The organism is Acidovorax radicis (assembly GCF_020510705.1).
GTDB lineage: Bacteria > Pseudomonadota > Gammaproteobacteria > Burkholderiales > Burkholderiaceae_C > Acidovorax > Acidovorax radicis_A.
This window is the reverse complement of sequence record NZ_CP075184.1, coordinates 4,396,494-4,419,049: the sequence shown is the minus strand read 5'-3', so window position 1 is coordinate 4,419,049 and position 22,556 is coordinate 4,396,494. Positions and strand designations below refer to the sequence as shown.

The 22,556-nt window shown below is 64.5% G+C and carries 22 protein-coding genes; 1 reads left to right on the top strand and 21 read right to left on the bottom strand.

What is annotated here, in order from left to right; genetic code table 11:
* Positions 1 to 12: 12 nt before the first annotated feature.
* From KI609_RS20235 to KI609_RS20180, 12 genes are all read right to left on the bottom strand, one after another.
* Positions 13 to 897, bottom strand: a complete 885-nt coding sequence (locus KI609_RS20235; protein ID WP_226445328.1) for a restriction endonuclease — start codon at positions 895 to 897, stop codon at positions 13 to 15.
* Between the two features lie 212 nt (positions 898 to 1,109).
* Positions 1,110 to 1,781, bottom strand: a complete 672-nt coding sequence (locus KI609_RS20230; RefSeq protein ID WP_226445327.1) for a histidine phosphatase family protein — start codon at positions 1,779 to 1,781, stop codon at positions 1,110 to 1,112.
* A 96-nt stretch (positions 1,782 to 1,877) separates the two neighbouring features.
* Complete coding sequence (locus KI609_RS20225) at positions 1,878 to 2,858, bottom strand: threonine dehydratase (RefSeq protein WP_226445326.1); 981 nt, start codon at positions 2,856 to 2,858, stop codon at positions 1,878 to 1,880.
* The gene (locus KI609_RS20220; protein WP_226445325.1) at positions 2,855 to 3,496 is read right to left on the bottom strand and encodes a LysE family translocator; all 642 of its coding nucleotides are present in this window, start codon (positions 3,494 to 3,496) and stop codon (positions 2,855 to 2,857) included. The genes KI609_RS20225 and KI609_RS20220 overlap by 4 nt, the downstream gene beginning before the upstream one ends.
* Before the next feature lie 5 nt (positions 3,497 to 3,501).
* Positions 3,502 to 4,221, bottom strand: a complete 720-nt coding sequence (locus tag KI609_RS20215; protein WP_226445324.1) for a VOC family protein — start codon at positions 4,219 to 4,221, stop codon at positions 3,502 to 3,504.
* Complete coding sequence (locus tag KI609_RS20210) at positions 4,218 to 5,120, bottom strand: PhzF family phenazine biosynthesis protein (RefSeq protein ID WP_226445323.1); 903 nt, start codon at positions 5,118 to 5,120, stop codon at positions 4,218 to 4,220. Before KI609_RS20210 ends, KI609_RS20215 begins: the two co-directional genes overlap by 4 nt.
* A gap of 201 nt (positions 5,121 to 5,321) precedes the next feature.
* The gene (locus KI609_RS20205) at positions 5,322 to 6,185 is read right to left on the bottom strand and encodes a PhzF family phenazine biosynthesis protein (RefSeq protein ID WP_226445322.1); all 864 of its coding nucleotides are present in this window, start codon (positions 6,183 to 6,185) and stop codon (positions 5,322 to 5,324) included.
* 12 nt (positions 6,186 to 6,197) lie between these two features.
* A complete protein-coding gene (locus KI609_RS20200) occupies positions 6,198 to 6,824 on the bottom strand; it encodes a glutathione S-transferase (protein ID WP_226445321.1) in 627 nt (208 codons plus the stop codon).
* A gap of 6 nt (positions 6,825 to 6,830) precedes the next feature.
* A complete protein-coding gene (locus tag KI609_RS20195; protein ID WP_226445320.1) occupies positions 6,831 to 8,036 on the bottom strand; it encodes a PLP-dependent aminotransferase family protein in 1,206 nt (401 codons plus the stop codon).
* 65 nt (positions 8,037 to 8,101) lie between these two features.
* On the bottom strand, positions 8,102 to 8,431 hold the full coding sequence (locus KI609_RS20190) for a DHCW motif cupin fold protein (protein WP_226445319.1): 330 nt from the start codon (positions 8,429 to 8,431) through the stop codon (positions 8,102 to 8,104).
* The gene (locus tag KI609_RS20185; RefSeq protein ID WP_226445318.1) at positions 8,428 to 9,345 is read right to left on the bottom strand and encodes a DMT family transporter; all 918 of its coding nucleotides are present in this window, start codon (positions 9,343 to 9,345) and stop codon (positions 8,428 to 8,430) included. Before KI609_RS20185 ends, KI609_RS20190 begins: the two co-directional genes overlap by 4 nt.
* Positions 9,342 to 9,956: a LysE family translocator gene (locus tag KI609_RS20180; protein ID WP_226445317.1), complete on the bottom strand. Its 615-nt coding sequence runs from the start codon at positions 9,954 to 9,956 to the stop codon at positions 9,342 to 9,344. The genes KI609_RS20185 and KI609_RS20180 overlap by 4 nt, the downstream gene beginning before the upstream one ends.
* Before the next feature lie 148 nt (positions 9,957 to 10,104).
* On the opposite strand from KI609_RS20180, the gene KI609_RS20175 reads away from it, so the two are divergent.
* Positions 10,105 to 11,592 carry a PLP-dependent aminotransferase family protein gene (locus KI609_RS20175; RefSeq protein ID WP_226445316.1) on the top strand — a complete coding sequence of 496 codons (1,488 nt, stop codon included), beginning with the start codon at positions 10,105 to 10,107 and terminating at the stop codon, positions 11,590 to 11,592.
* 11 nt (positions 11,593 to 11,603) lie between these two features.
* Here the strand turns inward: KI609_RS20175 and KI609_RS20170 are convergent, their stop codons facing one another.
* The 9 genes from KI609_RS20170 to flgE all read right to left on the bottom strand — a co-directional run bounded on the left by KI609_RS20170 (position 11,604) and on the right by flgE (position 22,556).
* Positions 11,604 to 12,830, bottom strand: coding sequence for an HDOD domain-containing protein (locus tag KI609_RS20170; RefSeq protein WP_226445315.1), 1,227 nt, complete (start codon positions 12,828 to 12,830; stop codon positions 11,604 to 11,606).
* 159 nt (positions 12,831 to 12,989) lie between these two features.
* Complete coding sequence (gene flgL, locus KI609_RS20165) at positions 12,990 to 14,243, bottom strand: flagellar hook-associated protein FlgL (protein WP_226445314.1); 1,254 nt, start codon at positions 14,241 to 14,243, stop codon at positions 12,990 to 12,992.
* A gap of 27 nt (positions 14,244 to 14,270) precedes the next feature.
* Positions 14,271 to 16,247, bottom strand: a complete 1,977-nt coding sequence (gene flgK, locus KI609_RS20160; protein WP_226445313.1) for a flagellar hook-associated protein FlgK — start codon at positions 16,245 to 16,247, stop codon at positions 14,271 to 14,273.
* A 13-nt stretch (positions 16,248 to 16,260) separates the two neighbouring features.
* A complete protein-coding gene (gene flgJ, locus KI609_RS20155; protein ID WP_226445312.1) occupies positions 16,261 to 17,181 on the bottom strand; it encodes a flagellar assembly peptidoglycan hydrolase FlgJ in 921 nt (306 codons plus the stop codon).
* A 194-nt stretch (positions 17,182 to 17,375) separates the two neighbouring features.
* Positions 17,376 to 18,518 carry a flagellar basal body P-ring protein FlgI gene (locus KI609_RS20150; RefSeq protein WP_413463346.1) on the bottom strand — a complete coding sequence of 381 codons (1,143 nt, stop codon included), beginning with the start codon at positions 18,516 to 18,518 and terminating at the stop codon, positions 17,376 to 17,378.
* Positions 18,519 to 18,883: 365 nt separating this feature from the next.
* On the bottom strand, positions 18,884 to 19,615 hold the full coding sequence (locus tag KI609_RS20145; protein WP_413463345.1) for a flagellar basal body L-ring protein FlgH: 732 nt from the start codon (positions 19,613 to 19,615) through the stop codon (positions 18,884 to 18,886).
* Positions 19,616 to 19,665: 50 nt separating this feature from the next.
* Positions 19,666 to 20,448: a flagellar basal-body rod protein FlgG gene (gene flgG / locus KI609_RS20140; RefSeq protein ID WP_226445310.1), complete on the bottom strand. Its 783-nt coding sequence runs from the start codon at positions 20,446 to 20,448 to the stop codon at positions 19,666 to 19,668.
* A gap of 40 nt (positions 20,449 to 20,488) precedes the next feature.
* Positions 20,489 to 21,229: a flagellar basal-body rod protein FlgF gene (gene flgF, locus KI609_RS20135; protein ID WP_226445309.1), complete on the bottom strand. Its 741-nt coding sequence runs from the start codon at positions 21,227 to 21,229 to the stop codon at positions 20,489 to 20,491.
* A 46-nt stretch (positions 21,230 to 21,275) separates the two neighbouring features.
* Positions 21,276 to 22,556: a flagellar hook protein FlgE gene (gene flgE / locus KI609_RS20130; protein WP_226445308.1), complete on the bottom strand. Its 1,281-nt coding sequence runs from the start codon at positions 22,554 to 22,556 to the stop codon at positions 21,276 to 21,278.

Below are 22,556 nucleotides of genomic sequence, written 5' to 3'. Positions count from 1 at the left end.
GCAAGCACAGCTCTAAGATTCTTCGAAATAGTCCGAGTCGATTCTCTTGACAACGTACGTGGCGGCGGGAGACACCCCAACGTCAAAGTCGATCATCAGTCCTGCAAGTTGCTTGCCGTCAATGAGGACAACTTTGGTGTCGATACGAGTGGCGTAGTCCGCAGCATCTGCTGTATAGCTTGATGTTGTGATGAACACGCCCTTCTTCGCTCGTTGGCCCTGCAGAGCACCGACGAATTTCTGAATTTCGGGTCGTCCAACCGATCCTTGCCAGCGCTTTGCCTGGATGAAGATAGTGTCTAGTCCGAGCCGGTCTTCCTTGATGATGCCGTCGATGCCACCATCTCCCGTTTGACCGATTCGTTCGCCCGCGTCGCGCCGAGACCCCCCATAGCCCATCTTGACGAGTAGTTCTACCACCAGCTGTTCGAAGAACGTTGGCGAGCAGCCAAGGATGCGACTGAGCAGTTCTGCCGCAAGTTGTTCGCGCAGACCTTGATGTGCCAGCTCAATTGCCTCTTCGGGCGTGGTCTTGGTTTGGGGTATTTCGACTGCTGCTGCAGTGCTGATTTCGGGCTTGGATGCGTCCCGAAATTCGATGAATTCAGGAAATTGCTCCAGATACTTGACGTCGATCTTTGTGGGGTTTGAGGCCAGTACCTTGGCGCCGCGTTCTGTAATTTTGAAGACAGCCCGCTTTGGTGACTCAAGGAGTGCGGCCTTCTTCAGGTATGTGCGGGCCCACCCTATCCGATTCTTGAATACGCCTTGTTGACCAGAGGGTAAAAGTTCAGCCCGTTCCGCTGGGCTCAGCTTGAAATATTCCCCCAAGCTCTCTTCGGCATCGCGAAGGGAGTGCTCCGCACCATCCGACAGGTACTGGAGAAAGGGAAGCATGCAGGTTTGGTAGTCGGGGATGGGCATTTGCCGAGGATAGCGGAGGAGGCGATAGGAGAATCTGCGCTTGCGAGCGAACGCCTCGGCCTTCGTTTTTGAAGTCCCACATTCGGCAAGGGCTCCGTCCCTTGATGACTGAATGCTATCTTTTCAATAGCTATTGCCGCTTGTCCAATAGGCGCTAGAGGCCAAAAACACTCACATTCAGGAAATCACGCATGCGTGACCCACGCCGCATGCTCCAGCTCGTTCAGATGGGGCAGCGTGTTGAACGTCTGCAGCATCAACCGCTTGGGCGAGATCGAGAACTCCGTCACCGCGCTGTTGCGGATGCGCATGTTCAGCGCAATGGTCACCTCGGGCGCCGTGCCCAGCACTTCGCCCACGGCAGTGGAGATGGGGCCGCCGCTGCTCACCAGCAGCACGTTCTGGCCCGCGTGGTGGTGGCGCACGTGGTCGAGCGCGCTGCGTACGCCAGCCGAAAATTCGTTCCAGCTGGGCATGCCCTGGGGGCTGATGACGCCTGCCATCCACTGCGCCAGCGCGTCGCACAGGATGCGGAAGTGCGCGCGGTAGCGCTCGGGCGTGTCGGCCGGGCCCAGGGGCTGGGGGTGGATGGCGGCGATGAGTGCGTGGCTGTCGTATTCGTTGAGTCCGGGCAACTGCAGCGCATTGGGCGTGGTTTGCAGGCCCTCTGCAATGCCTTCCAGCGTCTGCGTGTGGCGGCGCAGCGTGCCGGTGATGACGGCGTCAAACCCCAAGCCGCGTGCGCGCCAGTGTTCGCCCAGGCGCACCGCCTGCTGGCGGCCCAGAGCGCTGAGCTGGTCGTAGTCTTCCGCGCCAAACGAGGCCTGGCCGTGGCGCACAAGGTAGAGGGTTCCCATGCGGCGGATTGTGATCAGAACCCGCCGCAGGCGTTTGTCGCAAAAGCGACCGATGCTATTAAATGTGTAGCTTTTTGGGCTGAGGACGCAAGGGCTTCAGCCCGCCAGAACCTCACTGAACATGGGCGCGTCCACGTTGCCGCCTGTCAACGCCAGGCCCACGTGCAAGCCCTGGAGCTGGTCGCGCTCCTGCAGCGCTGCCGCCAAGGCCGCAGCGCCCGCGCCTTCGGCCACGTTGTGGGTGTCGGTGAACAGGGCGCGCATGGCGGCGGCCACCTCGGCGTCGCTGACTTGCACGATGTGGTCGATGTGTGGGGTCATCACGGCCAGGGCCTCGGGGTCGGCCACGCGGCAGGCCATGCCGTCGGCCAGCTGGGTGGTCACAGGTGCCTCAACCACGTGCCCCGCCGCCAGCGAATCGGCATAGGTGGTGGCATGGCTGCTGACCACGCCCACCACGCGCACGGGGTGCTGCAGCGCCAGTTTGGCTGCGATGGCCGAGCATGCGCCCGAGCCTTGGCCGATGGGCACGTACACCACATCCAGCTGCGGCACGGCACGCAAAAATTCCCACCAGTAGGTGCTCACGCCGCGCAGCAAGTCGGGGTGGAAGCTGGGCACCATGTGGGCGCCGCCTGCTGCCAATGCCATGGCGTGCTCACGCGCCTCCTGGAAGTCGTCGCCATGTTCGATGAGTGTGACGCCCAGGGCGCGCATGGCGGCGTTCTTCTCCACCGAATTGCCACGCGGCACGACGATGGTGCAGGCCACGCCGTGGCGGCGCGCGGCCCAGCCCATGCTCTGGCCGTGGTTGCCGCGTGTGGCGCTGATGACCTCGGCGGGCAGGGCGCCGCGCTGGGCGAGCTGGTCAAAGTAGGTGAGGCCGCCACGGATCTTGAACGCGCCCACGGGCGTGTGGTTCTCGTGCTTGAGCCAGCAGTCGGTGCCCAGGCGCTGGCTGAGCAGGCCCCAGCGGTATTGGGGCGTGGCGGCGAAGTCGCGGTAAACGACCTCGGCAGCGGCTTCGATGTCGGCCAGGGTGGGCAGGAGGGATGCGATGTCGAGGCGGGTGTTCATGCGGCGGCTTTCTTTTCAGTCAACAATTTGAGGGCGAGCAGACCGAGGACGGTGCCCATGAAGTAGCGCTGGGCGCGCATCCAGGCGGCGTTGCGGTTGAGGAACAGTGCCACGCGGGCGGCGCCCAGCACCAGCAGGGCGTTCACGGCGGCGCTGGTGCTGATCTGCACGGCGCCCAGCGTGAGGCTCTGCAGCAGCAACTGGCCGCGCTCGGGGTGTAGAAACTGCGGGAAGAACGACAGGTAGAACATGGCCACCTTGGGGTTGAGCAGGTTGGTCATGAAGCCCATGAGGAACAGCGTGCGCGGGCTGTCGTGCGGCAGGTTGCGCGCTTCAAAAGGCGCGGTGCCACCGGGTTTGACGGCCTGCCAGGCCATCCACAGCAGGTAGGCGGCACCGGCGTAGCGGATGGCGTCAAACGCCAGGGGCACGGCGGCCAGCAGCGCGGTCAACCCCAGTGCCGCCGCCAGCAGGTGCACGACAAAACCCAGCACCACCCCGGTCAGCGAAATGAGCCCGGCGCGTGGCCCCTGGGTGAGGCTGCGCGAGACGCAATACACCATGTTGGGGCCGGGCGTGAGCACCAGCACCAGGGCGGCGAGCGCGAAGAGCAGTAGTTCTTGCGGAGAAAAAAGCATGGTGGTTACTCCTGGGTGGTGAACGACGAGAGGGTGACAGGGCCCCGTGGCGTGCTGAGCTGCGCGGTGAGTCGGGGCGTGTTGCCGGGTGTGACGGTGACGGATGGCGCCACCCCCACGGCTTCGCATGCGGCCTGCAGCGTGGCGGCCTGTGGATGCTGCAGCGTGAGCTGCTGCAATTGCACGCCACTGGCGGGCAGGCTATCGCACGGGTGTGCAGCGCCCCACTGGATGAGCGTGGGCAGGCAACCGCCCATGAGGCGCAGTCCGTCGTCGCGCACCGTGATCTGCCACTGCAGCAGGCCATTCGGCGTGGGGCGGCTGGCGGTGACGATGGCGCCGCGCTCAATGTCCCGCTCCGCCAGTGCGGCGCACCGCTCAGCCACGTCGGGCACGGAGGCTACCCAGTGGATGAGCCGTGGGCCGTGCTCTGCCACCTGTTGCTGCAAGGCGGCATCATCCATGTCAAACCAGCGGTTGGCGCTTGCTGGTATTGCGGTGGCAGCTCCTTTGTTGATAGCAATGATCTCCAGGTAGGCGCGCGGATGCGCCGGGCTGGAGATGTTGAAGATGCGGTTGTGCGTGCCCATCAGCGGGTGTTCGCCGCCCGCCGTTGGCGTGATGCCCAGCGTGCGTTCGCACCAGGCCACGCCGCTGGCAAGGTCTGTAGCCAACACGATCAGGTGGTCCACGCAGGGTGGGGGCTGGGTGGCGGCGGTGGTCACAGCAGCACCTCGCCCGCCATGCAGGTGACCGAGCTGCCACCTACCCAGATCGTGTCGCCGTCCTGCTGCACATACACCCGCCCCGCACGCCCCAGGCAGGTGCCTTGGGCGGCCACATACTGCGCGGGGGCCAGCCCGGCGCCAATGAGCCATTGGGCCAGCGCGGCGTTGAGGCTGCCGGTGACGGGGTCTTCGGCCAGGCCGTTGTTGCCGGGGAAGAAGGCGCGTACTTCAAAGGCGATGCCTTCGGCGTCGGTGCTGCCGATGACGCCGACCTTGCCACGTGGCGCGGATGCGCTGCCTTTAGCGGTTGGCCCGACCACGCCCACATCCAGCTGGCCCAGGATGCTGGCGTCAGGCTTCAGTGCCAACACCTGCTCGCTGCTGCGCAGCATCACGCCCCGCCAGTTGGGGCCGTTGTCGCACCAGGCGTGGTGCAGGATGTCGCTGCGCGCCACGCCCAGGCCGCGTGCAATCAGCGCCACGTCGTCTTCGGCCAGTGGGCCGCTTTTGATCAGGGGTGGAGCGGCAAAGGCCAGTTGCTCGCCATCCTGCCGCAGCGTGACCAGGCCCACACCGCATTCCTGCACCACCTTGCCCGCCACCTGGGGTTGTCCGCCTGCCTTGAGCCATGCGTGGCAGCTGCCCAGCGTGGGGTGGCCGGCAAAGGGCAGCTCGCGCCCGGGGCAGAAGATGCGCACACGGTAGTCGGCACCCTCGGCGCGGCCTTCGGGCGTGGGGGGCAACAAGAAGGTGGCTTCGGACAGGTTGGTCCAGTTGGTGAATGCCTGCATGGCTTCGGTGGACAGGCCGGTGCCGTCCAGCACCACGGCCAGGGGGTTGCCACGGTAGGGCGTGGCGGTGAATACATCGACTTGCTGGAACGGGCGTTGGTGCATGGTGGTCAGAGTCCTAGTGGAGAAAAGCCGTGAAGCGATGGGTGAATGGGTGAATGCGTGAAAGGGTGGAAAGCAGTGCACGCCGGGGGCTGACCGGGCACGGAGCGCGGTGTTTTTTTGGGGCGTTCGGTGGGCGTCTGTTGGCGCCCGAAGGGGGGGCTTAGCCGCTGGGTCGCGGTGTTGCTGGCTGTGGGACCCCGGTCATAGCAGCACCGTGCCTTCAATGCAGGTGACCGCACGGCCGCCCACCCAGATCTGTCGCGCGTCGTCCTGGTGGATGTGCACGCGGCCCGCGCGGCCCAGGCACTCGCCCTGGGCCACCAGGTAGCTGCGGGGGGCCAGGCCATCGGCAATCAGCCATTCGGCCAGGCTGGCGTTGAGGGTGCCCGTCACCGGGTCTTCGGGGTTGCCCATGGGGGCGGCAAAGGCGCGCACCACCACGCCGGGCTGCGCCGTATTGCTGGCGGCGGGGCCCACATGGATCACGCCCACATCCTGGCCCAGGTCCTTCAGGCGGGCGTGGTCGGGGTGCAGGCCCAGCACCGTGTCGGCGCTGTCGAGCAGCAGGCCCAGCCACACGGGGCCGTTGTCCAGCATCTGCGCGCCCAAAATTTGCTGCGGACGCAGGCCCAGGGCGCTGGCAATCAGCGGCACCAGCGCGGGGCTGGGGGCGCTGCGCTTGAGCGGCGGTGCCGCAAAAGCCAGGGTGCCATCGGCCTGTGCGATACGCACCAAACCCAGTGCGCATTCCTGGATCACCATGCCGCTGAGCTGCGGCGTGTGGCCCGCCTGCAGCCAGGCGTGGCAGGTGCCCAGGGTGGGGTGGCCCGCAAAAGGCAACTCGCCATTGGGGCTGAAGATGCGCAGGCGGTAGTCGGCCCCCGCTGCGCGCCCGGCCTCGGTGGGAGGCAGCAGAAAAGTCGTCTCTGACAGGTTGGTCCACGCTGCAAAGCGGCGCATGTCGCTGTCGTCCAGGCCATCGGTATCGAGCACCACGGCCACGGGGTTGCCATAGCCGGGGCGGTCGCTGAAGACATCGATTTGCTTGAAGGGGCGCTGGCGCATGGTGGTGTGTGGTCAGGACAGCGGTTGGTCCAGGACCCCGCGTGCGCCGGGGCGGATGCTGACCGTGTGGTACCACCGCTCCAGGTGGGGCCTTGCGGCTCGGTCCATCGGCAGGCCCCACCAGCGGTGGATCTCGCAGCCCACCGGGATGTCGGCCATGGTGAAACGCTCACCCGCCATGAACGGCTGGCGCGCCAGGTGGGCGTCCAGCAGGTCCAGCAGGGGCTCGGTGGCCGCCACCGATGCGGCAATCAGTGCATCGTTGCGCTGGGCGGCAGGCGTGCGTATCCACTGGATGAACGCGTCGCGCCCGGCCGGGTTCAGCGTGGTCTGCTGCCAGTCCATCCATTGCTCGGCCACAAAGCGTTCGCGCAGGGCTTCGGGATATAGCTCGCCCATGGAATGCCGCGCACACAGGTAGCGCACGATGGGGTTGGACTCCCACAGCACGGCGCCCGTGTCTTCGTCCTCAATCAGTGGCACCAGGCCGTTGGGGTTCAGGCCCAGGTAGTGGGCCTCGCGTACGATGCCGTACTGGCCGCCCGCATCGGTGCGCTGCAGCGTGATGCCCAGCTCTTGCGCGGCCCACACCACCTTGCGCACGTTGATGGACGACAGGCGACCCCAGAGTCTCAGCATGTCGCGTCAGCCCTTTTGATCTCGGATGGCCGCAGCCAGCGCTGCGATGCCGGTGGCGATCTGCTCGACCGTAGAGGTCACGAACGACAGGCGCAGCGTGCGCTGGTCGGCGTTGTCGGCATAGAACGCGGCGCCGGGCACAAAGGCCACGTTGCGTTCCACCGCCTTGGGCAGCAGCTCGATCGCGCTCATGCCTTCGGGCAGGCGCACCCACAGGAACATGCCGCCGTCGGGGCGGTTCCACTGCACGCCCAGGCCTTGCATTTCCTTGGTCAATGCGGTCAGCATGGCCTCGCACTGCTGCTTGTACAGCGCGCGGATGGTGGGCACATGGCGGTCCAGGAAGTTGCCCTTCATCACCTCGGCCACCAGGCGCTGGTTGTAGCCAGGCGTGTGCAGGTCGGCGGCCTGCTTGGCTTGCAGCAGCTTGGGGTACACGGCCTTGGGTGCCACCACGAAACCCAGGCGCAGACCGGGGGCCAGCACCTTGGAGAACGAACCCATGTAGATGCAGCCGTCCGGGTTGCGGGCCGTGAGTGGGGCAGGCGGGGGGTTGTCAAACCACAGGTCGCCGTAGGGGTTGTCTTCCACCAGGGGCAGGTTCAGCTCAGCGGCGGCGCGCACCAGCTCGTTGCGGCGGGCATCGCTCATGGTGCGGCCCGTGGGGTTCTGGAAGTTGGGCAGCACGTACAAAAAGCGCGCCTTGTTCGCACCGGTGCCCACCTTGGCTTTGAGGTCGTCGATCAGAACGCCTTCATCGTCGCTGGCCACGGACACCACGGCAGGCTCCATGGGCGTGAAGGCCTGCAGCGCGCCCAGGTAGGTGGGGGTTTCGACCAGCACGCGGCTGTCGGTGTCGATCAGCACCTTGGCGATCAGGTCCAGCGCCTGTTGCGATCCGGTGGTGATGAGGACCTGCTCGGGGTCCACGTTCCAGGGCAGAAAGTCGGCAATGGCCTCACGCAGCGGGGCAAAACCTTCGCTGGCGGCGTACTGCAGGGCGGCGGGGCCGTCGTTGGCCAGCACGGCAGCCGAAGCTTCGGCAAAGGCCGACACGGGGAAAGTCTTGGGCGAAGGCAGGCCGCCCGCCAGACTGATGATGCCGGGCTTTTCCGTGACCTTCAGGATTTCGCGGATGACCGAAGGGTTCATGCGCTCGGCGCGGCGCGCCAGGGTCCAGGTGCTGGTCTGTGGAAGGTCGTTCAGTTTCACTCTCGTTCTCCTGCGGGTAGACCTCAGCGGGTCCCCCATGTTGCAAAGTCGTCGTCAGAAAAAAATCAGTCCACGATGAACAGCGTGGCTCCGTTCGGGGCCGTGGAGCGGTGGGGTTCCGCATTGTCCGCCACCTGATAGCTCATGCCGGCGGTCAGTGTGAACTGGCGGCCATCGGCAAGTTCGGTGTGCAGCTCTCCATTCAGGCACAACAGCACGTGCCCTTTGGTGCACCAGTGGTCGGATACATAACCGGGTGTGTACTCCACCATGCGCACGCGCAGGTCGCCGAACTGCTGGGTGCGCCAGAAGGCCTGGCCAGCCTGCGCGCTTTTTTCCTCGCGGGGGAGGCCGCCCCAGTCCGTGGTGACAAACGGGATGTCGTGCATTTTCATGGGGCGGCTCCTGCTGCGTGGACGGGCATCTTCTTGCCTGCGAACACCGTCGCAATGACAGCCAGTGCAAAAAATAAGGTGACGATATCCAGCCGCTCGCCCAGCAGCGGCACGGCAAATAGCAGGCTCAGGAAGGGTTGTATGAGCTGGATCTGGCTCACGCGCACGGCCCCCAGTGCAAGGGCACGATACCAGGCAAAAAAGCCGATCCACATCGAAAACAGCGCCACATAGATAAAGCCCAACCAGCCCATAGCGCTGATCGCCGAGGGCGCACCAGGCGCGAACCACCAGGCAATGGGCAGGGTCAGCGGCAGGCAGCACACCAGCACCCAGCAGATGGCCTGCTCGGCACCCAGGCTCGGCGTAAGGCGCGCCCCACCGATGTAGCCCAAGGCGCCCGTGGTCATCGCGATCAGCAGATAAATGTTGGCAGCGCCCAGGTAAAAGCCCCCAGCGCGCCACACCATGAAGCCCAGCACCAGACCGCTGCCCAGGACCGCGCAGGCCCAGAAGCCCGTGGATGGCCGCTGCCTGAACCACAGCGCGCCCAGTACGGCGGTAGACAGCGGCAGCAGCGCGGTGACAACGGCGCCGTGGGTGCTGGGCACGTGGCGCAGCGCCAGCGCGAGGAACAGCGGGAACCCGACGATCACCCCAAAAGCCGTGATACCCAGCAGGGGCCACTGTGCCCGCACCGGAACGTTGAGGCGCCCACGCGACCGCTGCCACAGCAAGTACCCGATGGACAGCACCCCCGCCACGGCGGCGCGGCCAAAGGTGACGAACCAGGGGGACAGTTGAGGCGCATCGGTGGGGCCGACGGCCAGGCGGGTCATTGGCAAGGTGGCGGCAAACAAGGTGACGCCGACCATGCCCCATAGCAGCGCTTCTTTTTCCTGGGCCGGGTTCATAGCGTCAGCATCCAATACGCAGTGAGCACCAGCACCAGGGCCAGCGCCCGGTTGAACCACAACAGGCGTGCGCCTTGCGCCAGCCACTGGCGCAGCAGCGAGCCGACCAACGCATAGACAAAATTGCTGGTGAAGGCAAACACCATCATTACGCCGCAGATGATCACCAGGCGCTCGCCCGGGTTGGTGGCCGGCTGGCCCGCTGCGTTTACCACCCAGCCTGCGCTGAGCGTGAGTGCCAGCATCCAGGCCTTGATGTTGACGAACTGCAGCCCTACGCCTTGCCAGAAGGTCACGCTCAGGCGCGTGGTGTCGATGGTGGTCAGCTGGCCCGCGCGGGCCAGCTTGAAGGCCAGCCAGAGCATGTAAGCCACGCCCAGCAGCGTGACGGCCCAGCGCAGAGCCGGCACTCCCGTGATCAGGGCCCCCAGGCCCAGGCCGCTGCCCAGCATGAGCAGTGTCCAGCCCGCAGGCACGGCAAAACAAAAACGCAGTGCGCGCTTGAGGCCCAGGTTGGCGGCCAGCGCGGTGGACAAGGTGGTGTTGGGCCCCGGCGAAAAGCTCATGGCGGTGCAAAACAGCAGCAGGGTGGTGAGTTCGGCGGCGCTCATGGGTGGGGTCACTATTGCGGTGGGCTTGTGTGTTCTGTGGGTTCAATGTAATCTTGCAAACCAATACAGAACCAGTACAGTTGGCCAGCGCAGTATCTAATCTGTATTGGTTGCGAAGACAGTACACACACAGCCCACAAGCCCTGCCATGCTGATGAAATCATCCACCCAGTCGCTCACTGAGCAGTTGTCTGCCCGGATTTCCGAGCGCATACGCAACCGTTTGCTGGCGCCCGGGGCGCGCCTGCCGTCGGTGCGCCAGTGCGCGCAGCAAAACGGAGTGAGCCCGTCCACCGTGGTAGCGGCCTATGACCAGTTGCTGGCGCAGGGGCTGGTGGAGGCACGCAAGAACCGGGGGTTTTTTGTGCGTGAAAGTGGTCGTGCGGCCGGTGCGGCAGATGGTGATGCCCATGCCGTGAACCCGGCGCTGGAAAGCGCAGCCGCCAACTGGAGCACGGCCCACTGGTTTGCCGCGCGGGCGGCGGGGCGCGCCGGTGGCGGGGTATCGCCGGTCAACGCCACGGCACTCATTCGCGGCATGTTTCACAAGATCAGCGACAAGCCCCAGCCCGGCATGGGCGTGTTTCCCCCGCAATGGCTGGAGTCCACCTTCATGCCCGCAGCGGTGCGCAAGGTGACCAGCTCGCGCAGCCTGCAGGATTTCTCGCTGCAGTATGGCGAGCCGCTGGGCGATGCGGGCCTGCGCCGCCTGCTGGCCAAGAAGCTGGCCACGCTCAATGTGCACACGGTGCCCGAGCACATCATCACCACCGTGGGTGCCACACACGCGCTCGACATCGTGAGCCGCACGCTGCTGCGCCCGGGCGACCCGGTGATGGTCGAAGAGCCAGGCTGGGCCGTTGAGTTTGCGCGCCTGGCGGCGTTGGGCATGCACATCCTGCCCGTGCCGCGCCGCGCCGATGGCCCGGATCTGGAAGTGATGGCCAAATACTGTGAGGTGCACAAGCCCAAGCTCTACGTGAGCGTGAGCGTGTTCCACAACCCCACGGGCTACTGCCTCACGCCGGGCAGCGCGCACCGCATCCTGCAACTGGCCAACCAGCACAATTTTCATGTGGTGGAGGACGACACCTACAGCCACATTGCGCCCGAGCACGCCACGCGGCTCACGGCGCTCGATGGCCTGCAGCGCACGATCTACGTGAGTGGCTTTGCCAAGATCCTGGCGCCCAACTGGCGCATTGGCTATCTGGCGGCGGCGCCGGCGCTGGTGGAGCAACTGCTCGACACCAAACTGCTGGCCACGCTGACGACGCCGGCTTTGCTCGAAAAGGCCCTGGCGCTGTGCATCGAGCAGGGGCAATTGCGCCGCCATGCCGAGCGCATCCGCACCCGGCTGGACGCGGCGCGTGCGCGCAGCGTCAAGCTGGCGCTGGGCGCGGGCTGCACCTTTGCGGCCGAGCCCGTGGGCCTGTTTGGCTGGGTGGAGACGGGGGTGGACACCGACGCGCTGTCGCAGCGCATGCTCGACGAAGGCTATCTGTTGGCGCCCGGCGCGCTGTTCCACGCCGAACGCAAGCCCAGCACGCTGATGCGCATCAACTTCGCCACCACGCAGGACGCAACTTTCTGGGGCGTTTTTCAGCGCGTTCGGTCTGAACAGCAGGGCCGCTGACGGAGCCCGTATCAGCGGCGCCCCGTCGGGCGCTCCACATCCAGATCTGACAGCACGCGCAGCAGTGCGCGGTTGACCTCTTCAAGGTCCATCTCGAACGTCTCGCACAGCTGGCGGATCGCCGCGGCATCATCTGTTTCCAGCGCACAGGCCATTTGCAGCCCTGCGGTGTAAGGCCCGGTGTGCAGCACCGTCGCGTCGTAGATGCGCTCAGACAGTGGCAGGCGGCGCAAGATGGTGCCCAGGGGCTCACCCAGCAGCTCGTCAAGCTGGGAGATCAGGCCACACAGATAGATCTCGCGGCGCAGGTCGTTCTCGATCCCCGCATCCAGCAGGCGGGCGGTGAGCTGGGCGCGAATCACCATCGACTCGCGCACCGGCTGCATATTGAGGTCGGTGCTGGCGTGGGGCAGCTGGTCCGAGAGCCAGCGCTTGATGGAGCTATACCCCATCATCACCAAGCCCCGGCGCAATGAGTCAATGCCGGTGCGCAGGCCGAGGGCCGCCGAATTGGTGTAGACCATGAACCGGTACGCGAGCAGGGGGTCTTCACCCATGATGTCTTCAAAGGTCTCCAGCGACTGCTCTGCGTCGATGGCCTTCATGAGTTTGAAGATCACGGCATGGGACGGCTGCTGCGGGTGGTGGCGCATGCTGTAGAGCACATCTTCCGTGGGCCAGCCCGTCAATGCCAACGCGTTGCCCTGGTCCAGGCAATGCTCCATGAGCGCCCGGCTCTCGATGTTTTCATACATCTGCCCGGCCAGCACCACGCTGGGCGTGGGCGCTCCGGTGCGTGCGGGGGGCGCTTGCAGCGCAGCAACTGCGTCTTCTGGCCGCAGGGTCAGCAAACTAATGTCAAAACAACGGGCTATGTCAGGCTCGGGCAGTTTGCCGATATCACCCCGCCATACCAGCCGCAGCCCGCGCTGGTGCGCGGCTTTCACGCGGGAGTAAATGGCCGAGTCTGACAACCAGTCGCCACGCACCTCGATCCAGGGGGCGCCGCGCGGTGCGTTCTCCAGCAGATCGAACAACAACTGGCGCGTCTGCGCCGAGATCAAAAGAGGCGGCGAACTGGCGGTCCACAGCTCCTGGATCGTCCGCAACAAATGGCCGGCATCGACGACGGCAGATGCCTCGTTATGTGCAAACAGCTGAATGCCCGCCAGCTTGCGGGCGGAATTCCATAAGGGGCGGTAGCCCAGAATCAGGCTGCCAAGGACGGATTGGACCATGTGCTCTCTGGCAATGTAACGGGGGGCTGCGCCCAGGGGAGGTCTCCTCTCCGCCTCGAGCGCAGGATTCGGGAATCTGTCGGACTGGGATATTGTCGGCGCCCCATGGCCCGCAGGGGGGCAATTTTTGCTCTAGCTGCCCACATTCCGGCCGGCGTCCTAGCTGATGAAATTGAACAGGGACAGCTTTTGGACCTGGGCATAGGACTTGAGTGCCGCCTCGTAGCCCACCTGCTGGTTCTGGAATTCCGAGAGGCCTTTGATCATATCGAGATCCTCCGCGCGCGAACGGTCTGCTTCGAGCTGATCCGAGCGCTTGCCCTGGTCACCGGTGATACGGTCTGCGCGGTTGAGCAATTCACCCGCGTAGCTACGCATGTTGTGTACCCGCTCCAGCCCCGCGTCGATGTTGGCAAGCGCCTGTCCCACGGACTGGATCGCGCCATTGTTGTTGGGCGCATTGCGGATGCCGTTGATGGCGCTGTCCAGCGTGCTGAACAGGCTGGCGCTGGGTTGCACGCTGATGGCATCGCCGTTCGCAGGTGTTCCCGTGATGTCGAAGGCCAGGCCTGGAATGCCCGTCACGGGGATGGTGACCGGTTTGTCGGATGGAAAGTCGGGGACCGTCACTGGCGCGGATACGGCGCCCGTGGTGGTGTTGGTGAGTGTGTACGTGGCGGTGCTGGTGCCGGTGGTTGCGCCCGGGCCCACCGCGCTGAACGTGATGGAGTAGCTGTCGCCTGTGATCAGACTGCGGTCCACCGGCGTGATAGCGGTCGTGGTGAGCTGCCGAGTGCTCGGGATGGTGCTGACCCCGGCGGTGTACACACCGTCGCGCTGCGGGTTGAACATGAATGCCGCATCCCCATCCAGGGAACCTGGCACTGTGACGCCTGTGCTGGCTGTCTGGCCAGGCAACCCTTGAAAGGTGTAGTCGGGCGAGGTGCTCTGAGGACCCAGAAATGGGGAGAGGGCGCTACCCAGCGAACTGAGCAGCGGAACACCATTGGTGTCCTTGCGGTTGGCGAGGTTCTGTAGTTGCTCGCGCAGGCCCTGCAGCTGGTTGGCAATGGTGGTGCGGTCGTTGGGGGTCAGGGTGGCATCGCCTGCATTCACCACCAGCTCGCGAAAACTCTGGAGCAGATTCACGGCATCACCCAAGGTCGACTCGCCCTGCGTGATGGCGTTGCGCTGGGTCTCCAGTGCCCGCTGCTCGGTCTGGATGCGTGACATGCGGTTGAGTGCCCGCTCAGCCTGTGCAGCAGACACCGGGTCATCGCTGGCGCGCACCACCCGTTTGCCGGATGTGAGGTTCTCCTGCAGATTGGAGAGGTTGGTCTGGCGCGCGCCCAGGTTGCGCAGCGCGTTGTCATACATGTTGGCGGTGCCAAGCCGGTAGAGGTTGTTGCTCATGTCGAACTCCTAGCTGGTAGCCGGCCGTCAGCGGCCCAGGCCCTGCAGCAGCGAATCAAAAATGCTCTGCGCAATCTGGATCATTTTGGACGATGCCTGGTATGCCTGCTGGTATTGAATCAGTTTGGCGGCTTCTTCGTCCAGATTGACGCCCGAGACCGCAGTGCGGTCACGTTCCAGATTGGAGGCGATGGTGGAGGAAAGATCGGCAGCGAACTTCGCGCTTTGGGTGCGGGTGCCCACCTGGGCCATGGCCCCGGCGTAGCCGTCGGTGAGCGAGGCCTCGTCGAACATCTTCACATCGCGCAGTCCCATCAGGGACGTTGCGTTGCCTGAGTTGCGGGTGAAGGTATCGCCATATTGCGGATCGAGCGCATTGCCGATCACGACGGTATCGCCGGTTTTAGGGGTGCCCTGCAACGTGACCTCCCACCCATTGAAGGAGATCGGAACGCCAGATGTATAGGGCTGTGCCGCAGCCAAGGTAGTGGGCGGTGCCGTGCCACGGTCGAGCACGTCGTAAGTGCTAGGGGGGCCTGCGTTGAACTGCAGCTGAACCCCGCCCAGAATGGGTGGAACCGCCGCTGCATTGGCGTTGGCTGGCAGCACAAGGCCTGGCGGATTCGGCAGCCCCGTTGCCTTGAGTCCTGCCAGTTGCATGGTGCCACCGTTGGACGTTCCCATGGCCGCATTGATGGGGTTGGCCGCCGCCAGGTCGCGGGGGGAATACACCAGCGCCTGGATGTTGCTTGCTGCGGTGCTGAACGGTTTGAACAGCATGCGCTCACCGGGCGCACCGGGGGTGGTCAGGTTGAAGTTCAGCCCGTCAATCTGCAGTGTGGCCAGGTTGGCCGCGTCGGTGAACGGTGTGGACTTGCCGTCCGACAGCCGCACGACTTGCCCGGCGGTGCCCGTGGTGAAGCGGATCTCATAGTCCGAGGCGGCGAACTGTGTGGGCCCCGTGAAAGAAACGGAACCAACGCCCGACCCGTTGGTGTACCCGGGCATGCTGGCGGGCACCGAGAACAGATCCTTGCCGGCCGCGCCGTCCAGCGTCAGCCCCAGGTTCTGCTGCGCGTTCATCGTCATGCCGATGGCAGTTGCCATGCGCCCCAACAGGTTGCGCCCTTCGGCAAGGTCCGTGTTGTTAAAGCGCAAGAGGCCCGAGATCGTGCCGCCGCCCAGCACGTTCTCGTCCATTTCGATCGGGGTAGCACCGGGTCGGTTGAAATACAGTTTGACCTGTCCGCTGCCCGGGAACTGGCTGGCTTCGTCGATGGACAGGCTGGTTGCCGTGGTGCCCAGCACCAGCGGTTGGCTGCCCGCCACAAACAGACCCACGGTGCCGTCATCGGCAGGAATCTGCGTCGTCTGCACGTACTGGTTGATGTCCCGGATGATCTGATCGCGCTTGTCCAGCAGGTCGTTGGGGGTCTGGCCGTTGCCCTGGGCGCGTGCAATCTGTTCGTTGACGCTCGCCATCTGGGCCGCCAGGCTGTTGACGGCGTTGATGCTGCTCTTGAGCTGTTCTGTGGCGGTGTATTCGATTTCGGTCAGGCGGTCTGCGGCTGTGCGCATGCGCGCGGCGGTTTCGTCGATGCGTGTGAGGGCCACCGTGCGTGCCGTGATGTCGGTGGGGCTGCTCACCACGTCAGAAAACGCGTTCATCATGTCGTTGATGGCCGCACCCAGGCCGGCCGTACCACCGCTGAAGATGTCTTGCAGTTGGCTCAGGCGTTCGGCGCGCACCGTGTCTGCGGCCTGCGTGGATCCTGCGGCCGCCGATTGGCGTGTAAGCAGTTCGCTCTGGTTGCGCAAAATCGTTTGCACATCCACGCCCTGGCCGATGTAGCCGCCGCCCGTGAACTGGCCCTGCACGGTTTGCAGCACCACGGTCTGGCGTGAATACCCGGGCGTATTGACATTGGCAATGTTGTGGCCGGCGGTCTGCAGGGCGACCTGGTTGGCGAGGAGGGCGCGAGCGCCGACGTTGAGCAGACTCATGGCTTACCTCTTGTCACGCCTGGGCGCGTTGTGCACGCAGCGCGCTGTTGATGGCGCCACTGAGCTTCTTGGCGTACTCGGGGTCGGTCGCGTAGCCGGCCTTTTGCAGCGCGGACGCATAGGCCACGGCCGATCCGGTCTTGGCGGTTGCCTGGGCCTTTTCGTAGCGGGGGCTTTCCGTGATCAGCTTGGCGTAGTCGCGAAACGAGTCTTCATAAGAGTCGTAGGCACGGAACTTGGCGGTCACCTTGCGGGGGGTGCCGTTGATGTATTCCGTGGTGGTGATGTCGGCCACTTTGCCCGTCCACCCCTTGTCGGCCTTGATGCCAAACAGGTTGAATGAGGTGGAGCCATCCTTGTTGCGGATCTCGCTTTTGCCCCAGCCGGTTTCGTGCCCCGCCTGGCCCAGCATGAAGCTCGCGGGGATGCCGCTTTCCTGGGCCACGCGTTCGGCGGTGCCGCTCAGGTGCTGCACAAAATCGTCCCGGCCTTTGGGCACCGGGGTGCCGGCTTGCGCAGAGGTGCTGGTGGTGGCCGCAGCGGCAACGCGTGGCATGGCTTGCTGCAGGCTCACGGTGGAAGGCACCGAAAACGCCGGATCGCCGCCGCCCATCTGGCGCGACAGCTGGCGCGAAATCGCCTCGGAAAGACCCCCCTGCATGCCCGACATGGTGACCGACAGTTGCTGGTCCAGCATGTCTTGCCCCAGGTCTGCCTGGCCTCCCTCCATCAGTCCCGATTTCATCGTGGCATCGCGCATGCTTTTGATGAGCTCGCGCATGAACAGCGATTCAAACTGTTTGGCGGCCTCGCGCGTGGTCGCGGCGCTGTTGGCGGTGCCCGCCTCGAACTTGAGGTTGTTCAGCGAACGGATGTCGACGGCCAGCGCATTCGATGGGCTGGCCGTGCTCGAAGAGGGCAGTGTGAGGGCCATGGTCACGCCTCCTGTTGCGACATGCACCAGGGCATGTCAGTGATCCATCGCGCTGCGCGCCACCCGCAGCCCATGAAACGGGCGCGCCCAAGGTCAGCGCCCCCGCGCAAGGGCCGCCCCGCCGCACTGGGGGTGTTCTCCTCCCGCGCAGCGAGAGACGGGGAAGACGCGCAGCGGCTCAGGGGGTGCTTCATTTAAATCACCTCCAGTTCGGCGTTGAGCGCGCCGGCTGCCTTGATGGCTTGCAAGATCGCGAGCAAATCGCCTGGTGTGGCACCCAGGGTGTTCAGCGCCTTGACCACATCCGCCAGCTGTGGCGACGCAGGCATCTGGATAACGTTGCCTGGTTCTTGGTTGATGGTGATGTTGCTCTTTTGCGCCACCACCGTCTGTCCTTGCGACAAGGGGTTGGGCTGGCTGATGACCGGTGTGGAGCTGATGGTGATCGACAGGTTGCCGTGGGCAATGGCGCAAGGCCCCAGCGTGACGGACTGGTTGAGCACCACCGAGCCCGTGCGGGCGTTGATGACCACCTTGGCGGCAGGTGCCGAAAACTCCAGGGGCAACTCTTCCAGGTCTGCGATGAAGCCCACCCGGGCACCGGGCTCTATCGGCGCGCGCACCTGCACGGTGCGGCCATCGAGCGCCGTGGCCAGGCCGTTGCCCATCTTGGCGTTGATGACCTGCGCCACGCGGCGAGCGGTCTGAAAGTCAGAGGCATTGAGCCCCAGGTTGATGGTGTCGCCTTCGTTGAGCGGGGTGGGCACAGACCGCTCCACCTGTGCGCCCAGGGGTATGCGACCAGCACTCAGGTGGTTGATCTGTACCTTGCTGCCCCCGGCGGATGCCCCCGCGCCCCCCACCACCATGTTGCCTTGGGCCAAGGCATAGATTTCGCCATCGGCACCCCGCAGGGGCGTGACGATCAGTGTGCCGCCCTTGAGCGATTTGGCGTTGCCCATGGACGAGACGATCGCATCGATCTGCTGGCCAGGCTGCGCGAACGCGGGCAATTGGGCGGTGACGATGACGGCCGCCACGTTCTTGAGTTGCAACTGCGAAGCGGTGCCCGGCGGCAGACTGATACCCATCTGCAGCAGGTAGTTGGACAGGGCCTGCGTGGTGTACGGCATCTGGGTGGTCTGGTCGCCCGTGCCGTCCAGCCCTACCACCAGGCCGTAGCCGGTCAACTGGTTGCTGCGAACGCCTTGCACGGCCGCCACTTCCTTGATGCGCAAGGCCTGTGCGGGGCCTGCCACACACGCGGCCATGACCGCCAACAGCACCCACAGGGTATGTGTGAGGCGGGGCAAAAGGGAGTCGGGCAAGGCTTTCATGGCATCCATTGTGGTGGGCCATGGCAAGAACTAAAACCCAAAAAGAAGCGGGTTCACCAGCCTATTGCGTGCGTTCGTGGTGGCGGGTGCCACCCCCGTCAGGCTGCTTCTGAGTGAGGTGAAATTTTAATAAAAGCAGGCGCTAGCGCTTATGGGGTAAGCGCTAGCAGCTATCATTTTTTATGATTGCTTTGGTAGTGGGGCCGTAGAGACCCCAGCGCGGTGCGACACCAGGGCTGGGGATGTGGGCATGCCTGCCGCCACCAGACGCAGCGCAACAATAAGCGGCAGCCCCCTTCAGCGCCCCGCAGGCACCTCATCTGTCTGCGGCGCTGCGTGCAAGGCGCGTCAAGGAGAGATGCGGATCAAAACGGTGTGATGGTATTGAAGAACCGGCCCAGCCAGCCCATTGTCTGCGCCTCACCCTGGGCGCCCCGGCCGCGTGACTCGATGCGCACATTGGCCACCTGGGTGGAGGCGATGATGCTGCCAGGCTGCAGCGACCGTGGGTCGATGGTGCCCGAGAAGCGCAGTACGTCCACGTTCTGGTTCACGCCAATCTGCTTTTCACCGGTGACGATCAGGTGGCCATTGGGCAGCACGTCCACCACGGTGGCCGTGATGGAGCCCGAGAAAGTGTTGGCGCTTTCCGTGCCGCCCTTGCCAGAAAATTCGTTCCCGGAATTGGCACCCACGCCCAACTTGTCTGTGAATTTGGTGCTGGTGAACGGCAAGGCCGACACCCCGGCAGAGACTTTGGACGTGCGGTCCACGGTGGAGGAGGATTTCTGGCTGGCGGTCACGTTCTCGACGATCTGGATCGTGACGTTGTCGCCCACCATGCGTGCGCGTCGATCTTCAAACGCGGGACGGTAGCTGGCGTTGTGAAACAGCCCGCCCGTGACCGGCGGCGGTGTGCGTGGCGCTGCAGCCAGCGGCGGTGGTGTGGTCGGCAGGATGTCCACCGGCGGCGGTGGCGAAAGGCTGGCGCAACCTGCGCAGAGCAGCATGGCACCCACGGCGGATGCGCCAGCGCGCAGCGCGCGCACCCCGTCAAAGGCGCGAAGAAGAAGGGGCGATCGATTCGGAGTCCGCATGGCAAATGTCCTGAACGAAGGATTCGTTGTCGTTGTCGCGAAGACCACGGTCACAGCTGGGCGAGCTTGGCCAGCATCTGATCCGATGTCGTGATCGCCTTGGAATTCATTTCGTAGGCGCGCTGGGTCTGGATCATGGTGACAAGTTCTTCCACCACGTTCACGTTGGACGCCTCCAAAAAACCCTGCTTGATGATCCCCAGGCCATTGGTGCCCGGTGTGCCCTGCTGGGGTTGGCCCGACGCTGCGGATTCCTTGAAAAGGTTCTGTCCGATGGGCTCCAGCCCAGCCGGATTGATAAAACTCGACATGGCCAGGTTGCCCAGTGCCTGCGGCTGGGTGTTGCCCGGCACCGTGGCCGACACGGCGCCCTCTGCGCTGATGCTGATGCTCGTTGCGTTGGCCGGAATGGTGATGCCATTGGCCACGGGCAGGCCGCTGGAGGTGACCATGCGCCCCTGTGCATCGACCTGGAACGAGCCGTCGCGGGTGTAACCCAGGGTGCCGTCGGGCATCGTCACTTCAAAAAAACCGTTGCCATTGATGGCCACGTCCAGGTTGTTCTTGGACTCCTGCAGGCTGCCCTGCAAGAAGTTGCGGCTGGTCGCCACGGTGCGCACGCCCAGGCCCAGGTGCAGGCCGGTGGGCAACTGGTTCTGCTCTGTGGTGTTGGCGCCCACCTGGCGCAGGTTCTGGTAAATCAGGTCTTCGAACACCGCGCTGTTGCGCTTGTAGCCGGTGGTCGAGACGTTGGCCAGGTTGTGCGAGATGACGTCGAGCTGGGTCTGCTGGGCAGACATGCCGGTTTTGGCGATCCAGAGAGAGTTGATCATGGTGCTTCCTTATGGCAATGCGGCGCGGGGCGCTGGTGCATCAGCCGTTCATGCTCAGCAGCTGGCTGGCGGTTTTGTCGTTGGTCTCGGCGGTCTGCAGCAGCCGCATCTGTTGTTCGAACTGGCGTGATGCGGCGATCATTCCCACCATGCATTCCACGGGATTGACGTTCGAACCCTCGAGCGCACCCGACAGCATGCGGGCATTGGCGTCGCTGGGTATCGGGTCGCCGGACGTCGCGCGGAACAAGCCGTCGTCGCCGCGTTTGAGCGGGTCTTCCTGTGTGGGGGTCGCCAGCTTGAGCCGGCCAATGGCCTGTGCGGGCTGGCCGGGTGTCTTGGCGGTGACGGTTCCGTCAGATCCCAGCGAAACATCAGCGCCCGGTGGCACGTCGATGGGCGCTCCGCCGTCGGACAGCACTGGCAAACCCGTGGGCGTGACCATCTGGCCCGTGGCCGACACTTCAAAGTTGCCCGCGCGGGTATAGGCCTCGGTGCCATCCAGGCCTTGCACGGCAAACCAGGCGTTGCCCGCAGCCATCGCATCCAGGTTGCGCCCGGTGCGCTGCACCGGCCCGGGGGTTTCGACGTGGCCAGATGTTGCCTCCAGCGCAAACACGCGTGTCTTGGACCCATCGCCCTGCAGCGGCACGGAGCGGAAAGTGGACATTTCTGCGCGGAACCCGCCGGTGGAGGCGTTGGCCAGGTTGTTGGCCAGCACCGCCTGCCGGTGCGCGGCGGCGTTGGCGCCGGTCATCGAGGTATAGATGATGTGGTCCATGGGGGCGCTCCGGTGTCCTGGTCGGGTTCAGTGAAGGATCCGCAGATCAGCGCAGATTGACCAGGGTGGACATGATCTGATCCTGCGTCTTGATCGTCTGCGCATTGGCCTGGTAGGCCCGCTGGGCGGTCATCATGTTCACCAGTTCTGCGGTCAGGTCCACGTTGGAGTCTTCGAGCGCACCCGAGCGCAGCTTGCCGAAATTGCCGTCGGTGGCGGTGCCCACCACGGGCTGGCCCGATTCAAAGGTTGAAACCCAGTTGTTGCCGCCCACCGACGCCAGTCCTTGTGTGTTGCGGAAGCTTGAAAGCGCCAGTTGACCTTCGGTACGGGTCACGCCATTGGAATAACGGGTCATGATCTTCCCGTTGTCCTCAATGTTGATACCGGTGAGTTCGCCAGTGGTGTAGCCATCCTGGCTCAGGTTCGATACGGCGAATTTGTTGCCGCTCTGGGAGACCTTGTCCAGGCCCACCGACACATTAAAGGCCGGCAGGTTGTTGGGGTTCGGTGGTGTGGGGTTTACGTTCAGAGTGAGCGCGAAACCCGTGGCGGGTAGCGTGGCCACGGGGCCCGTGATGGCGCCGTTGTTGTCGAATGTGATCTGGCCAATCGGTGTTGCCACCACAGGGGGCACGGCCGTAGGGTCGTCGAGCGCGTCGTACACATCCCATGTGTTGTCGGTGGCAGTCTTCTGAAAATACAGGCTCACCGGCTTTGCCACGCCTTGGCTGTCGAACACATTGATGGAGGTGCCATACGTGGCGCGTGGCGTCGCGGGGATGGGCGGCGTGGCCGCTGGGTCGCCGGCCGCATCGATTGCCGTGGCGGGGAGGTTGAAGGCCGCGGTGATCTTGGTGGTCTGTTTGGCAGGAATGGGCTCGGCCGTGGGGAAAACCATTGGAATGGGGTCGGTGCCCGAGCGCAGCCCTGTGACTGGATCCACCGGGTAGCCCATCACTTTGGCGTTGTCATTGGTGATCATGTTGCCTTCCTTGTCCAGCTTGAAGTTGCCGGAGCGGGTGTAGGCAGGCGTGCCATCGGGCATGGTCAGCGTGAAGAAGCCGTTGCCGTTGATGGCCACGTCCAGGCTGTTGCCTGTGATCGTCAGATTGCCCTGCGTGAACTGCTGCGATACCGCACCGACTTCCACCCCGATGCCGGCGTTGGTGCCGCCGGACGAGCCAATGGCCGAAGCCACCATTTCGGCAAACTCAGCCCGAGAGGCCTTGAAACCCACCGTGTTGGAGTTGGCGATGTTGTGTCCGATGACGTCGAGATTTTTGCTGGCGGCGTTCAAACCCGACAGGCCTTGCTGAAAACTCAT